The sequence below is a fragment of the Xanthomonas sp. NCPPB 901 genome, assembly GCF_056725085.1.
Genome location: NZ_CM161511.1, coordinates 1,325,338 through 1,340,534, shown reverse-complemented (window position 1 = coordinate 1,340,534; position 15,197 = coordinate 1,325,338). Strand labels below are relative to the sequence as shown.

The 15,197-nt window shown below is 71.5% G+C and carries 7 protein-coding genes and 1 pseudogene; 3 read left to right on the top strand and 5 right to left on the bottom strand.

Going from position 1 to position 15,197, the window contains the following annotated elements; translation table 11 throughout:
• Nucleotides 1-19 precede the first annotated feature (19 nt).
• The 5 genes and pseudogenes from AC1PME_RS05505 to cysD all read right to left on the bottom strand — a co-directional run bounded on the left by AC1PME_RS05505 (nt 20) and on the right by cysD (nt 10,360).
• On the bottom strand, nt 20-3,145 hold the full coding sequence (locus tag AC1PME_RS05505) for an efflux RND transporter permease subunit (protein WP_481097557.1): 3,126 nt from the start codon (nt 3,143-3,145) through the stop codon (nt 20-22).
• Entirely contained in the window at nt 3,142-4,236 is a 1,095-nt protein-coding gene (locus tag AC1PME_RS05500; RefSeq protein ID WP_307549069.1) for an efflux RND transporter periplasmic adaptor subunit, read from the bottom strand. Before AC1PME_RS05500 ends, AC1PME_RS05505 begins: the two co-directional genes overlap by 4 nt.
• 315 nt (nt 4,237-4,551) lie before the next feature.
• Nucleotides 4,552-7,209: pseudogene (locus AC1PME_RS05495) on the bottom strand (M1 family metallopeptidase).
• A 248-nt stretch (nt 7,210-7,457) separates the two neighbouring features.
• A complete protein-coding gene (gene cysN, locus AC1PME_RS05490) occupies nt 7,458-9,452 on the bottom strand; it encodes a sulfate adenylyltransferase subunit CysN (RefSeq protein ID WP_481097556.1) in 1,995 nt (664 codons plus the stop codon).
• Entirely contained in the window at nt 9,452-10,360 is a 909-nt protein-coding gene (gene cysD / locus AC1PME_RS05485) for a sulfate adenylyltransferase subunit CysD (protein WP_307549063.1), read from the bottom strand. Before cysD ends, cysN begins: the two co-directional genes overlap by 1 nt.
• Nucleotides 10,361-10,551: 191 nt before the next feature.
• Here cysD and AC1PME_RS05480 point away from each other — a divergent pair, with 191 nt between their 5' ends.
• The 3 genes from AC1PME_RS05480 to AC1PME_RS05470 all read left to right on the top strand — a co-directional run bounded on the left by AC1PME_RS05480 (nt 10,552) and on the right by AC1PME_RS05470 (nt 15,005).
• Nucleotides 10,552-12,426 carry an assimilatory sulfite reductase (NADPH) flavoprotein subunit gene (locus AC1PME_RS05480; protein ID WP_481097555.1) on the top strand — a complete coding sequence of 625 codons (1,875 nt, stop codon included), beginning with the start codon at nt 10,552-10,554 and terminating at the stop codon, nt 12,424-12,426.
• Nucleotides 12,427-12,543: 117 nt separating this feature from the next.
• Nucleotides 12,544-14,268: an assimilatory sulfite reductase (NADPH) hemoprotein subunit gene (gene cysI, locus AC1PME_RS05475; protein ID WP_481097554.1), complete on the top strand. Its 1,725-nt coding sequence runs from the start codon at nt 12,544-12,546 to the stop codon at nt 14,266-14,268.
• Nucleotides 14,265-15,005 carry a phosphoadenylyl-sulfate reductase gene (locus tag AC1PME_RS05470; RefSeq protein WP_307549057.1) on the top strand — a complete coding sequence of 247 codons (741 nt, stop codon included), beginning with the start codon at nt 14,265-14,267 and terminating at the stop codon, nt 15,003-15,005. The genes cysI and AC1PME_RS05470 overlap by 4 nt, the downstream gene beginning before the upstream one ends.
• The last annotated feature ends 192 nt before the right edge of the window (nt 15,006-15,197 follow it).

Sequence of the window (15,197 nt, the reverse complement as noted above, 5' to 3'; positions counted from 1 at the left end):
CCGGCGTGGGCGGCCCCGCTCAGGCGTGGCCGCCGACCGACGGGGTCTGCGCTTCCAGTTGCTGCAGGCGCCGCTGCACCGCATCCGGCGAGCGCGTGTACGGCGCCAGCAGCGCGTAGAACGCCGGCACCACGAACAGCGACAGCAGCGTGGACACCGACACGCCGAAGATCACCACGATGCCGATGGTGGCGCGGCTGGCCGAACCGGGACCGCCGGCGACCACCAGCGGGATCGCGCCGACCACGGTGGCCAGCGAGGTCATCAGGATCGGCCGCAGCCGCACCGCCGAGGCTTCGACGATGGCATCGCGCACGCTGCGCCCGGCGTCGCGCAACTGGTTGGCGAACTCGACGATCAGGATGCCGTTCTTGGCCGCCAGCCCGACCAGCATCACGATGCCGATCTGGCTGAACAGGTTGAGCGTGCCGCCGCTGATCGCCAGGCCGATCAGCGCGCCCAGCACCCCCAGCGGCACGGTCAGCATGATCACCAGCGGGTGGATGAAGCTCTCGAACTGCGCCGCCAGCACCAGGTACACGATCAGCAGCGCCAGGGCGAAGGTCAGCAGCACCGCGCCGCCGGCCTGCTGGTACTCGCGCGATTCGCCCTTCCAGTCGAGCTGCGCGTAGTCGGGCAGTTCCTCGCGCGCCACCTGCTGCGCCCAGGCGATCGCCTCGCCCAGCGGATAGCCCGGGGCCAGGCCGGCATTGATGGTGATCGCGCGCAGGCGGTTGAAGCGGTGCAGGTTGCCGGGCTCGGCGACCTCGCGCAGGCTCACCAGATTGGACAGCGGGATCAGCTGCCCGCTGTCGGCGCGCACCCGGATCGCCGCCAGGTCGGCCGGATCGGCGCGGCCGTCGCGGCTGGCCTGCAGCATCACGTCGTATTCCTCGCCGTTGTCGACGAAGGTGGTGACCTGGCGCGCGCCCATCAGCGTTTCCAGCGCACGGCCGATCTCGGTCACCGGCACGCCGAGGTCGGCCGCGCGCTGGCGGTCGATCTCCACGCGCATCTGCGGCCGGGTTTCCTTGTAGTCCGAATCGGCGCCGACCAGGCCGGGATTGTCGGCGATGCGCGCCAGCAGGCGGTCGCGCCATTGCGCGATCTCGGCGTAGTCGGGGCCGCCGAGCACGATCTGGAACGGCTGCCCGCGGCCGTTGACCAGGCCGCCGCCGACCTGGGTGCGCGCACGCACGCCGGGCAAGGCGCGCAGTTCGTCCTGCAGCGTCGCGGCGACGTCGGCGGTGGCCACGTCGCGCTCGCTCCAGTCGCGCAGGAACACGCTGACCCGGCCGGTGTGCATCTCCTCGCTGGCGCCGAAGCTGCCGGGCACGCGCGGATTGGCCCGCGCGATCGGCTGGCCGTCGCCGCGGTAGCGGTCGAGGATGGCCTCGACCTGGTGCATCTGCCCGACCGTGTAGTCGAAGCCGGCGCCTTCCGGCGCGTCGATCATCACCTGGAAGGAGCCGCGGTCCTCGGCCGGCGCCAGTTCCGACGGGATGACCCGCGCCAGCAGCGCACTGGCCGCCAGCGCCGCCAGCATCAGCGCGCCGAACAGCCAGGCGCGGCCGACGTGGCGCTCGAGCACGCGCCGGTAGCGCGCACTGAGCCCCTGCAGCCGCGCCTCGACCCAGCCATGCACGCGGTTGGGCTGCTCGCGCGCATGCGCCTTGAGCAGCTTGGACGACATCATCGGGGTCAGGGTCAGCGCGACGAAGGCGGAGATCGCCACCGCCGCGGCCAGCGCCACCGCCAGCTCGCGGAACAGGCGCCCGGTGTTGCCTTCGAGGAAGCCGACCGGCAGGAACACCGCCACCAGCACCGCGGTGGTGGCGATCACCGCGAAGGCGACCTGCGCGGTGCCGCGCCGCGCCGCCACCAACGCCGGTTCGCCGAGGTCGACGCGGCGCTGGATGTTCTCCACCACCACGATCGCATCGTCCACCACCAGGCCGATGCACAGCACCAGGGCCAGCAGGGTCAGCAGATTGATCGAGAAGCCGAAGGCATACAGGGCGATGAACGCGGCCACCAGGCACACCGGCACCGTCACCGCCGGGATCAACGCCGCGCGCACGCTGCCCAGGAACAGCCAGATCACCACCAGCACCAGCACCACCGCCTCGATCAGGGTGTGGTAGACCCGCTCCACCGAGGCATCGATGAACACGGTGGAATCGAAGGCGACGAAGATCTGCGTGCCCTTGGGCAGGGTCTGCTGGATCTGCTGCGCGGCCGCGCGCGCGGCGCGGGCCACGTCCAGGCTGTTGGCGGTGGAGGTCTTGACGATGCCCAGGCCGACGTTGGGCACGCCGTTGCTGCGGAAGTAGGCGCGGCGCTCGGCCGAGGCCAGTTCCACCTTGGCCACGTCGCCCAGCCGCACCACGTAGCCGTCGCGGCCCTTGCCCAGCGGGATCGCGGCGAAATCCGCCGGCGCGCGATAGCTGCGCTCCACCCGCAGGGTGAAGTCGCGGTCGGTCGACTCCAGGCGGCCAGCCGGCAGTTCGACGTTCTCGCGGGCCAGGGCGTTCTCCACGTCGGTCACGGTGAGGTCGCGCGCGGCCAACTGGTCGCGGTCCAGCCAGATCCGCATCGCGTAGCGCTGGCGCCCGCCCAGGCGCACCTGGGCGACGCCGTCGATGCTGGACAGGCGATCCACCACGTAGCGTTCGGCGTAGTCGGACAGCTGCAGCGCGTCCATCGTGCTGGAGCTCATGTTGAGCCACAGGATGGCGTCGGCATCGGCCTCGACCTTGGCGATCTCCGGCGCGTCGGCCTCGTCGGGCAGGCGGTCGAGCACGCGGCTGACCGCATCGCGCACGTCGTTGGCGGCGGCCTCGATGTCGCGGGTGGCACGGAATTCGATGCTGATGTCGGCCACGCCGTTGGAACTGCGCGCCTGGATCGTCTCGATGCCTTCGATGCCGGCCAGCGCATCCTCCAGCACCTGGGTGATGCGGCTTTCCACCACCGCTGCCGAGGCGCCGGGGTAGCGCACCTCCACCGACACGATCGGCGGGTCGATCGCCGGCAGTTCGCGCAGGGTCAGCCGGCTGTACGCCATCACCCCCAGCACCACCAGCAACAGGCTCATCACCGCGGCGAACACCGGCCGGGTGATGGAGACGTCGGACAGCTTCATCGCGCCAGGTCCGCCGCGGCGCGGCCGTTGCGCGCGCCGCCGCCGGCGCTGACACCGGCATCGACCACCGCCACGCCGGGACGCAGCTTGCCGGTGCCCTCGACCACGATGCGCTGGCCGGGCTGCAGCCCCTCGACGATCTCGACCAGGCCGTCGCGGCGCGCGCCGGTGCGCACGTCGGCGCGGGCCACGGTGGCGTCGGCGCCGACGCGGTAGACGAAGGCGTCGCGTCCCACCTGCACCACCGCGATCTCGGGGATCACCAGCGCCTGCCGCGCCGGCCGGTACAGGCGCACGTCCATCAGCATGCCCGGGCGCAGCGCGCGGTCGGCGTTGTCGAAGGCGGCGCGCACGGTGACCGCGCGGGTGGCGCTGTCCACGCGCGCGTCCACGGTGGTCACCTTGCCGTCGAAGGCGCGCCCCGGATAGGCCACGCTGCGGCCGCCGACCGCAGCGCCCGCCTGCACCGTCGACAGCGCCGCCTCCGGCACCTGGAAATCCACGTAGACCTGGGCGATGTCGTCGAGCGTGGCGATGGTGGCGTCCGGCGTCAGCAGCGCGCCGGGGCTGACCTGGCGCAGGCCGAGCACGCCGGCGAACGGCGCGCGCACGCTGCGGTCGCCGATCTCCGCGCGCATCTGCAGCACCCGCGCCTGCGCGGCGTCGCGCAGGGCGCGTTGCGTGTCCAACTGCGCGCGCGACACCAGTTGCCGCCCGACCAGCTCGCTCTGCCGCCGATACAGCTGCTCGGCCTCGGTGTAGGTGGCCTCGGCCTCGCGCAACGCCGCCTGCTGGCCCTGCCCGCGCAGCGTCACCAGCGGCGCGCCGGCCGCCACTTCCTGGCCGCTGTCGAAATGCACGCGCTCGACGATCTCGCTGACCTTGGCGGTCAGCGTCACCGACTCGCGGGCCTTGACCGTGCCCAGCGAAGACAGGCTGTCGTTCCACTCGCGGGGCTGCACCGTCTGCAGCGTCACCGGAATCGCGGCACTGGCCGTGGCCGGCGCCGGCGGCTTGTCGCAGCCGGCAAGCACGATCGAGGACAACAAGAGGCACACCAGGCGGACGCCGGCGCGTGGTCGGTGCGGCATGGAGATCCCGGACGCGTGGAGTTCGATGCAGTCTAACGGCCCGGCGTGACGGCCGTTGACACGCCGCGACCATGACCGACGACCCTTGCCGGCCGGCGCGGATGCCGCCGTCTGCGATGCGGCACACGCCCGGCGCCGTGGCTGCGCGTGTTCAGGCCAGTGCGCAGCGGCAGCGGCCGCCGCCCGGGTCGGCCAGGCCGCCGGCGCGCGTCGAGACCGGCGCCGGCGGCCTGCGCGCGTCTCGCCGGCATGGCAAGCGCAGCGACGCCGGTGCCGGTGCCGGTGCCTGTGCCTGTGCCAGTGCCGGCGTCGCGCTCAGCGCGGCGGGAACGCGACGCTTTGCCGGGCTTTCAGCGCACTGCACAGGCGAATCGTTTCGGCGGTCTGCGCCAGGCCGCGGTCGGCGCCGCTGAGCGCCCGCAGGCGCGGCGTGAAGAACGCCTCCAGCCGATCGGCTTCGGCCGGGTCGCAGCCGCCGGAGGCCCCCAGCGCCGGCAAGCGGCCGCCGTCGAAGGACCCGGAGCGCGCCACGATGCGATCGAAGTGGGCGGTGTACCAGGGCCACATCGAGGCATGCGTAGCCGGCTCGGCATGCGCGCCCATCAGCAGGCGGTTCATCTCGCCGACCTTGATCGCATCGGTCAGGGCGAAATCGCGCACCTTCTGCAACTGCTGCGGATCGCGCACGGCGCCGAGTGCGGCGATCATCGCGTTGCGCTGCGCCGGCTCGCCATGGCGGCGCAGCGCCGCGATCAGCGCCTGCACCGCCGGCGCGCCGCGCTCCTGCACCGCCACGGTCAGCGCCGCGCCGAGCAGATCCGGGTTGGCGGCGGCGAACGCCAGCGCGCCGTCCTTGCCGGCCAGCACCGCATCGCCCTGGGCCAGCAAGGCCTGGCGCACCGCCGGCACGCCCATGGTCACCCCGAGCAGCTCGGCCAGGCTGGAGCGCAACGCCACGTCGTCGTCGCTGTCGCCGGCACGGCGTTGATCGCCCAGCGCCTGCAGGCGCGCGCCGAACGCGGCCTCGGTGGCCTGGCGCAGCATCGCGCGCTGCGCGTCGTCGCGCGCCAACACCCGCCAGATCCAGCCGATGCGCTCGTTCAGCGCGGTGGCCACGGCCGTGGCCTTGGCCGGCGCCAGCTGTTGCATCGCCGCGATCACCTCGGCGGTGTCGGCCTCGCCGGTGCGGAAGGCGCTGTCGATCGCGTCCGCGTAGGCCAGTTTCTCCGCATCGTCGAGCACATCGAGGTGGCGGCCGAGCGCGGCCAGCTGCGGCTTGGGCAGGCTGAAGCGGTAGTAGCCGGCGCCGCCGGCGTTGGGCATGACCCAGCTGTCGGCATCGGCGCCGGCGAGCGCGAGGCGGCCGTCGCTGGCGGACAGCATCTGGCAGGCGCGGCGCACGCCCTGGCGCGTGCCTTACTTGACGCATACCGGCACGCCCCAGGTCTGCGCGGCGTTGCCGCGCGAGCCCAGCGGCAGGAAGCGCTGCTGGTGCAACTGCAGCACCGCAGCGCCCGCCTCCGGCTGCAAGCGTGCCTGCAGGGAGGGCACGCCCGGCTGATCGAGGAAGCTGCGGAACGCGGCCTTGAAGTCCTCGCCCTTGCCGGCCGCGCTGGCGATGGCATCGACCAGGTCGTCGGCGGTGGCGTTGCCGAAACGGTGCGCGCGGATGTAGGTGCGCATGCCGCGGCGGAAGGTGTCCTCGCCGACGAACTGCTCGAACATGCCCAGCACCGCCGCGCCCTTGCGATAGGTGATGCTGTCGAAAGCGGTCTCGATGTCGCCGTTGCCGGTGATCGGCTGGCGGATCTTGCGCGCGCTGACCAGGCTGTCGTTGTCCATCGCGTCCTGCGCGGCACGGATGCGGTCCAGGTCGGCGCGGTACTGCGGACGCAGGCGCATGGTGATCTTCTGCTGCATCCAGGTGGCGAAGGCCTCGTTGAGCCACAGGTCGTCCCACCAGGCCATGGTCACCGTGTCGCCGGTCCACTGGTGCGCCAGCTCGTGCGCGGTGACGTTGAACGAGCCCTCGACGTTGTGCCGCGGCGACGCGTCGTCGAGCAACAACAGCCAGTCGCGGAAGGTGACCAAGCCGGGGTTCTCCATCGCGCCGGCGGAGAAGTCCGGCGCGGCCACCAGGTCCAGCTTGTCGAACGGATAGCCGAAGTCGTAGTAGTCCTCCAGCGCGGCGATGATCTCCGGCGTCTGCTGCAGCGCGCGCTGGATGCGCGGCCCCTGCCCGTGCGCGGCCACGCCACGCAGCGGGATCGACTGCGGGCGCTGCGGCGTGGCCGGCAACGCCGGCCCGTCGACCACGTCCCACGGCCCGACCGCATAGGCCACCAGGTAGGTCGGCAGCGGCACGGTCTCGGCAAAGCGCACGGTCTTCCAGCCCTTGCCGGCCGGTTCGGTCGACACGGCACGGGTATTGGCCAGCGCCTGCTCGCCCTCGGGCACGGTCAGGCGCAGCGCGAATGGGGTCTTCAGCGCCGGCTCGTCGAAGCCGGGAAAGGCGTAGCGCGCGCTGATCGGCTCCATCTGCGTCAGCGCATAGGCGCGCCCCTGCGCCTTGACCTGGTACAGGCCCTGCAACTGCTGGTTGAACGGCGCCGTGTAGGCGATGGTCAGGGTCAGCTCCTGCGGCTGCAGGGTGCGCCCGAACGCGATGCGGGCCACGCCGGCCTGCGCGTCGGCCTGGGTGTAGCGCACCGGGAAAGAGGCGCCCTCGGCGGTGCGCACGGTGGCCTTGCTCACCTGCAATTCCTTGCCGTGCAACCACAGATGGTCGGACGCGCGCTGCAGGCGCACGCGTACGGTGGCGGTGCCATCGAAGCCGCTGCGCTCCGGATCGATCTTCAGGTCCAGCGCATAGTGTTCGGGAACCGCCCAGCCCGGCAGGCGCCCGGTCGGCACCGCATCGGGCGCCTGCGCGCAGGCCGCGCCGCAGCACAGCGCGAGAACGGAGAACAGCATGCGACGGGACAGAACTGGCATGAAGGAGCCTTCGCCGGTGAGGAGGGCGACGACTTAAGCATGCGCGGCAGCGACTGTCACGTGACGACGCCAGCAGGCCCGCGAGTTCTCGTAGCAGCGGCTTCAGCCGCGACCGGGCTGCACCGGGAATGCCCGGTCGCGGCTGAAGTCGCTCCTACGGTAGCTGTACGGTGGCGCGGCGAGGCGATCGACAGCGGCCGCGGCAGTTGCACCGCCGCGATCCTGCCTCAGTCCCGCAACCCCAGCGCCGCCAGCACCTGCGCGGCCAGCGCTTCGACGTTGTCGCCGTCGGCCTGCAGGTGCAACTCCGGCCGCTCCGGCGCCTCGTACGGCGAATCGATGCCGGTGAAGTTCGGAATCAGGCCGGCACGGGCCTTGGCGTACAGGCCCTTGACGTCGCGCGCCTCGGCCACCGGCAGCGGCACGTCGACGAACACCTCGAGGAATTCGCCCTCGCCGAAGCGCTCGCGCGCCAGTTGCCGCTCGGCGCGGAACGGCGAGATGAAGCTGACCAGCACGATCAGGCCGGCGTCGGTCATCAACTTGGCCACTTCGGCGACGCGGCGGATGTTCTCGACCCGGTCCTCGGCGGTGAAGCCCAGGTCGCGGTTGAGGCCATGGCGGACGTTGTCGCCGTCGAGGATGAAGGTGTGGTAGCCCAGCGCGTGCAGGCGCTTGTCGACCAGGTTGGCGATGGTCGACTTGCCGGCGCCGGACAGGCCGGTGAACCACAGCACCTTCGGCGTCTGCCCCTTGATCCGCGCGCGCGCGGCCTTGTCCACGTCCAGGTGCTGCCAGTGCACGTTGCCGGCGCGGCGCAGTGCGAAATCCAGGGTGCCGGCGGCGACGGTGGCGTTGCTGTGGCGGTCGATCAGGATGAAGCCGCCGAGCGTGCGGTCCTGCGCGTACGGGGCGAAGGCGATCGGCTGGTCCAGCGCCAGGTTGCAGTAGCCGACCTCGTTGAGCTCCAGCCGCTTGGCCGCCAGCCGTTCCTGCGTGTTGACGTCGATGCGGTGCTTGATCTCGGTGACGCTGGCGGCCACGGTGCGCGCGCCGATCTTCAGCCAGTACGGGCGGCCGGGCAGCAGCGCGGCATCGTCCATCCACAGCACGTGCGCGGCGAACTGGTCGGCCACTTCCGGCGGATCGCCGGCGGCGGCGATCACGTCGCCGCGGCTGATGTCGATTTCCTCGGTCAGGGTCAGCGTCACCGCCTGCCCGGCCACCGCCCGCGGCACCGGCGTGGCGCCGACCAGCACCTGCGCGACCTGCGCGCGCCGCGCCGACGGCAGCACCACCACCGCATCGCCGGGCTGCACCGCGCCGGCGGCCACGGTGCCGGCGAAGCCGCGGAACTGCGCGTGCGGGCGGTTGACCCACTGCACCGGCAGGCGCAGGCCGCTGTCGCCGCCGCGCGCGTCCAGCTGCACCTCCTCCAGATGTTCGAGCAGCGCCGGGCCGGCATACCAGGGCGTGCGCGCCGAGCGCTGCGACAGGTTGTCGCCCTCCAGCGCCGACAGCGGGATGCACTGCACGTTCGCGATGCCCAGCTGCGCGGCGAGCGCGCGGTACTCGGCGACGATCGCCTCGAACGCGTCCTGGGCGAAGTCGACCAGGTCCATCTTGTTGACCGCCAGCACCACGTGGCGGATGCCCAACAGCGCGACGATATAGCTGTGCCGGCGGGTCTGGGTGAGCACGCCCTTGGCGGCATCAACCAGCACCACCGCCACGTCGGCGGTGGAGGCGCCGGTGGCCATGTTGCGGGTGTACTGCGCATGCCCGGGGCAATCGGCGACGATGAACTTGCGCCGGTCGGTGTCGAAGTAGCGGTAGGCCACGTCGATGGTGATGCCCTGCTCGCGCTCGGCGGCCAGGCCGTCCAGCAGCAACGCATAGTCGATCGCACCGCCGCGGGTGCCGTGGCGCTTGCTGTCGGCGCCGAGCGCGGCCAGTTGGTCGTCGAACAGCCGCTTGCTGTCGTACAGCAAGCGCCCGATCAGCGTGCTCTTGCCGTCGTCGACGCTGCCGCAGGTGATGAAGCGCAGCAGCGGCTTGTGTTCGTGTTGCTGCAGGTAGGCGGCGACGGCGTCGCCGCCTGCGGGAATGGGGACTGGGGAATGGGGAATGGAAACAGCGGTCTCCTGCGACGCGTCCGGTGGCTGCGATGCTTGCTTTGGCACTTGCGATTCCCGATTCCCGGTTCCCGGTTCCCAGCCCATCAGAAATACCCCTCCACCTTCTTCTGCTCCATCGACGCGCCCGGGTCCTGGTCGATGATCCGGCCCTGGCGTTCGGAGGTGGTGGCCTGCAGCATCTCGGCGATGATCGTCTCCAGGGTGTCGGCCTGCGATTCGATCGCGCCGGTCAGCGGGTAGCACCCCAGGGTGCGGAAGCGCACGCGCCGCAGTTGTGGGGTTTCGCCGGGACGCAGCGGCAGGCGCGCGTCGTCGACCATGATCAGCGCGCCGTCGCGCTCCACCACCGGGCGTTCGGCGGCGAAGTACAGCGGCACCACCGGAATCGCCTCGCGGTAGATGTACAGCCAGATGTCCAGCTCGGTCCAGTTGGACAGCGGGAACACGCGCACGCTCTCGCCCGGATGGATCCGCGGGTTGTACAGATTCCACAGCTCCGGACGCTGCTGCTTGGGATCCCAGCGGTGGTGCGCGTTGCGGAACGAGAACACCCGCTCCTTGGCCCGCGCCTTCTCCTCGTCGCGGCGCGCGCCGCCGATGGCCGCATCGAACTTCCACAGGTCCAGCGCCTGCTTCAGCGCCTGGGTCTTCATCACGTCGGTATGCACGCTGGCGCCGTGGCTGAACGGGCCGACGTCCTGGGCGACACCCTCGGGATTGATGTGCACGCGCAGCTCCACCCCGGTCTCGGCGGCGCGGCGGTCGCGGAAGGCGATCATCTCGCGGAACTTCCAGCGCGTGTCCACGTGCAGCAGCGGGATCGGCGGCGGCGCCGGCGCGAACGCCTTGAGCAGCAGGTGCAGCAGCACCGAGCTGTCCTTGCCCACCGAATACAGCAGCACCGGGTTGCGGAACTCGGCGGCGACCTCGCGCAGGATGTGGATGCTCTCGGCCTCGAGGCGGTCGAGGTGGGACAGGGGGGACGAACTCATCGAGACGGCGGCAGGCGGTAGGAGATCGGACCGAAGCGTAACAGCGGTCGCGGCGATCGGGGCGGCAGTGTGCGCGGCGTCTACCGGCCACAGAAATAAGCCCAGGGCATGAGCCGATAACCCCTGTTCCTTTCTGCACCGCGCAACGCTTCCCTAACATCGGTCATCCCTTCCTCATTCCCGGACCGGCCATGACCGCCGCCTCACCCGCGTTGCCGCCCAGCCCCTTGCCCGAGGAGCGCAAGGCACTGCTGGCGCGGACCGTGGAGGGCCTGGACGCGGCCGGCCTGTGGTGGCTGTCCGGCTACGCCGCCGGCCTGGCCCAGGCGCAGGGCCCGGCGACGCCGGCCCTGGCCGTGGTCGCCGGCGCCGCCGCGGCGCCCGCGCCCGCGCCGCAGCTGACGATTGTCTACGGCAGCCAGACCGGCAATGCGCGCCGCGCAGCCGAACAGGTGGCCGCCGAGGCCGAGGCGGCCGGGCTGGCGGTGCGCCTGCTGCGCGCCGACGCCTATCCCACCCGCGAACTGGGCAACGAACGCCTGCTGTACGTGGTCATCAGCACCCAGGGCGAGGGCGACCCACCGGACGATGCGATCGGCTTCGTCGAGTTCCTGCAGGGCCGGCGCGCGCCGACGCTGCCGCAGCTGCAGTACGCCGTGCTCGGCCTGGGCGATTCCAGCTACGCCGACTTCTGCGGCATCGCCCGGCGCCTGGACGCGCGCCTGGCCGAGCTCGGCGCGCAGCGGCTGCTGCCGCTGGGCGAGGCCGACCTGGAGATCGAGACGGTGGCGGCGCCGTGGCGCGCACAGGCGCTGGCGCAGGCACGCGACATCCTGGGCCGCACGCCCGCGACGCCGTCGGCCACGGTGACGCCGCTGCGTGGCGCCGCCGCGGTGACCTGGAGCCGCACCCAGCCGTTCGCCGCCGAGGTCCTGGCGAACCAGGCGATCAGCGGCCGCGACTTCAAGGGACCGCGCTACGCCGCGCACGGCCAGGCCGACAAGGACGTGCGCCACCTGGAACTGTCGCTGGCCGGCAGCGGCCTGCACTACGAACCCGGCGACGCCCTGGGCGTGCGCCATCGCAATCCGCCCGCGCTGGTCGAGGCGGTGTTGACCGCGACGCGACTGGACGGTCACGTCGAACTCACTGCCGATGGGCAGACTCTGTCCCTGCACGAGTGGCTCGCCGGCCATCGCGAACTGACCCGGGCCTCGCGCCCGTTGCTCGCCGCGGTGGCCGAACGCGCCGGCGCTGCGGCGCTGGCCGAGTTGCTCGCCCCCACCCAGACCGCCGGCCTGGCGGCGTTGCTCGCCGATCACCAAGTGATCGACGTGCTGCGTCGCTGGCCGGCGGATTGGGACCACGCTGCGCTGCTGCAGGCGCTGCGACCAATGGTCCCGCGCCTGTACTCGATCGCCTCCAGTCGCAAGCGGGTCGGCGACGAGGCCCACCTCACCGTCGACGTGCTGGCCTACGACGCCCACGGCCATGCCCACGGCGGTGCCGCCAGCGGCTACCTGGCCGCGCTGGCCGAAGGCGACAGCGCGCCCGTCTACATCGAACCCAACGAACGCTTCCGGGTCCCGGTCGACGGCAGCCGCGACATCCTGATGATCGGCCCCGGCACCGGCGTGGCGCCGTTCCGCGGCTTCGTCCAGGAGCGCGCCGAGAGCGGCGCCAGCGGCCGCAACTGGCTGTTCTTCGGCGCCCGCCACTTCAACCGCGACTTCCTCTACCAGGCCGAATGGCAACAGGCGCTGCGCAGCGGCGAACTGCACCGGCTGGACCTGGCGTTCTCGCGCGACGTGCAGCCGCTGCGCGGCACCGCCGCGCCGTCCAAGATCTACGTGCAGCAGCGCCTGCGCGAACACGGCCGCGCGGTCTACGACTGGCTGCAGAACGGCGCGCACCTGTACGTGTGCGGCGCCATCGCCATGGGCAAGGACGTGCACGCCACCCTGCTGCAGATCGTCGCCGAACACGGCGCCCGCAGCCCCGAGGACGCCGCGGCCTACCTCAGCCAGCTGCAGCAGGAGGGGCGGTATGCGCGCGATGTGTATTGAAGCCGGGAGTGGGGAAACGGGAATCGGGAATCGGGAACAGCCGGCTCCGACAGGCGTTCCGTAACCCGACGCCGCCGCCCTGCCATTCCCCATTCCCCATTCTCGATTCCCTCCCCAATGTCCCACTCCGTCGAAGACATCAAGCACAACAGCCAGCGCCTGCGCGGTTCGCTGCTGCAGAGCCTGGCCGATCCGGTCACCGGGGCGCTGCGCGAGGACGATCAGACCCTGATCAAGTACCACGGCAGCTACCAGCAGGACGACCGCGACCTGCGCGAGGAGCGGCGCCGGCAGAAGCTGGAGCCGGCCTACCAGTTCATGATCCGCACGCGCACCCCGGGCGGGGTGGTCGATCCGGCGCAGTGGCTCAAGCTCGACGCCATCGCCACCACCTACGGCAACCACTCGCTGCGTATCACCACGCGCCAGGCTTTCCAGTTCCACGGGGTGATCAAGCGCGAGCTGAAGGCGACCATGCAGGCGATCAACGCCGCGCTGATCGACACCCTCGCCGCCTGCGGCGACGTCAATCGCAACGTGCAGGTCGCCGCCAACCCGCTGGCCTCGCAGGCGCACGCCACGCTCTACGCCGATGCCGCGCGCGTGTCCGAACACCTGCTGCCCAACACCCGCGCCTACTACGAGATCTGGCTGGACGAGGAGCGGGTCGCCGGCAGCGGCCAGGAGGACGAGCCGATCTACGGCAACGCCTACCTGCCGCGCAAGTTCAAGATCGGCTTCGCGCTGCCGCCGGTCAACGACGTCGACGTGTTCGCCAACGACCTGGGCTTCATCGGCGTGCTCGACGCCGACGGCACGCTGGCCGGCTACAACGTCAGCATCGGCGGCGGCATGGGCGCCAGCCATGGCGATGCGGAGACCTACCCGCGCGTGGCCAACGTGATCGGTTTCATCGACCGCGCGCAACTGCTCGACGTCGCCACCGCGGTGGTCACCACCCAGCGCGACCTGGGCAACCGCACCGTGCGCAAGCGCGCGCGCTTCAAGTACACCATCGACGACCACGGCCTGGAGACAGTGGTGGCGGAGATCGAGCGCCGCGCCGGCGTGCGCCTGCAGGCGACGCGCGACGTCGCCTTCGAGCACAACGGCGACCGCGAGGGCTGGCACGCCGGCGAGGACGGCCGCTGGCACCTGACCCTGTCGCTGCCGGCCGGGCGCATCGCCGACCACGCCGATGGCGCGCAGCACCTGAGCGGCCTGCGCGCGATCGCCGCGCAACTCCGCGACACCGGCGACGGCGCGCACTTCCGCATGACCGCCAACCAGAACCTGGTGATCGCCGGCATCCCCGCCGCGCAGCGCGAGACGATCGACGCGCTGGTGCGCGCGCATGCGCTGGACGCCGGCAACCGCGCGCCGACCGCGCTGGCGCGCGCGGCGATGGCCTGCGTGGCCCTGCCCACCTGCGGCCTGGCGATGGCCGAGGCCGAACGCTACCTGCCGGCCTTCGCCGCACAACTGCACCCGTTGCTGGCCCGCCACGGCCTGGAGAACGCGCCGATCCTGCTGCGCATCTCCGGCTGCCCGAACGGCTGCTCGCGGCCGTACCTGGCCGAGATCGCCCTGGTCGGAAAGGCGCCGGGCCGCTACAACCTGATGCTCGGCGGCGACCACCGCGGCCAGCGCCTGAATACCCTGTACCGCGAGAACATCGCCGAGCCGGAGATCCTCGCCGCGCTCGAGCCGCTGTTCGCGCGCTACGCGCACGAGCGGGGCGAGGACGAGCGCTTCGGCGACTTCCTGCACCGCACCGGCCTGGTCGCCCTGCCCGCCTATCCCACCCACCGTCACCTGCTTCCGTCGGAACTGCACGCATGAGCGCTCTGCCCGCCGCCTCCCAAGACGCCTCCGCCAACGCACCGGCACCGGCCCTGGATCTCGATGCCGCCAATGCGCTGCTGGCGACGCTGTCCGCGCCGGAGCGCGTGGCCTGGGCGTTGCAGCACGGCCCGGCCGAAGCGGCGCTGTCGTCCAGCTTCGGCGCGCAATCGGCGGCCACCTTGCACCTGCTGACCCGGCAGCGCCCGGACATCCCGGTGATCCTGATCGACACCGGCTACCTGTTCGCCGAGACCTACCGCTTCGCCGACGCGCTCACCGAGCGGCTCAAGCTCAATCTCAAGATCTACCGTCCGCTGGTCAGCCGCGCCTGGATGGAAGCGCGCCACGGCCGCCTGTGGGAACAGGGCATGGTCGGCATCGAGCAGTACAACAACCTGCGCAAGGTCGAGCCGATGCGCCGCGCCCTGGACGAACTGAAGGTCGGCACCTGGTTCACCGGCCTGCGCCGCAGCCAGTCCGACAGCCGCGCGCAGACCCCGTTCGTGCAGAAGCGCGGCGACCGCTACAAGATCAACCCGATCGCCGACTGGAGCGATCGCGACCTGTGGCAATACATGCAGCAGCACGACCTGCCCTATCACCCGCTGTGGGAACAGGGCTACGTCTCCATCGGCGACTTCCACACCACCCGCCGCTGGGAACCGGGCATGCGCGACGAAGACACGCGCTTCTTCGGCCTCAAGCGCGAGTGCGGGATCCACGAGGATCTGTGACGCGCTCAAGCACGCGCTCGGCGTTCGTAGGAGCGCAGCCCCGTGTCTCCTGTGCAAGCCCTGACGCCAGCGCCGACCATGGGCCCCTCCGTGTGGGAGGGACTTCAGTCCCGACTGCGGCAAGGTCAGATGCGATCACGGCTTTGCTCGCCCCAAGCCAAAACCGATCTCACAGGATTGAAATCCTCGTCT

Excerpts from the sequence above, each read along its gene's own strand:
- AC1PME_RS05505 (WP_481097557.1), bottom strand. The coding sequence starts at position 3,145 with ATGAAGCTGTCCGACGTCTCCATCACCCGGCCGGTGTTCGCCGCGGTG.
- AC1PME_RS05500 (WP_307549069.1), bottom strand. The coding sequence starts at position 4,236 with ATGCCGCACCGACCACGCGCCGGCGTCCGCCTGGTGTGCCTCTTGTTG.
- cysN (WP_481097556.1), bottom strand. The coding sequence starts at position 9,452 with ATGGGCTGGGAACCGGGAACCGGGAATCGGGAATCGCAAGTGCCAAAG.
- cysD (WP_307549063.1), bottom strand. The coding sequence starts at position 10,360 with ATGAGTTCGTCCCCCCTGTCCCACCTCGACCGCCTCGAGGCCGAGAGC.
- AC1PME_RS05480 (WP_481097555.1), top strand. The coding sequence starts at position 10,552 with ATGACCGCCGCCTCACCCGCGTTGCCGCCCAGCCCCTTGCCCGAGGAG.
- cysI (WP_481097554.1), top strand. The coding sequence starts at position 12,544 with ATGTCCCACTCCGTCGAAGACATCAAGCACAACAGCCAGCGCCTGCGC.
- AC1PME_RS05470 (WP_307549057.1), top strand. The coding sequence starts at position 14,265 with ATGAGCGCTCTGCCCGCCGCCTCCCAAGACGCCTCCGCCAACGCACCG.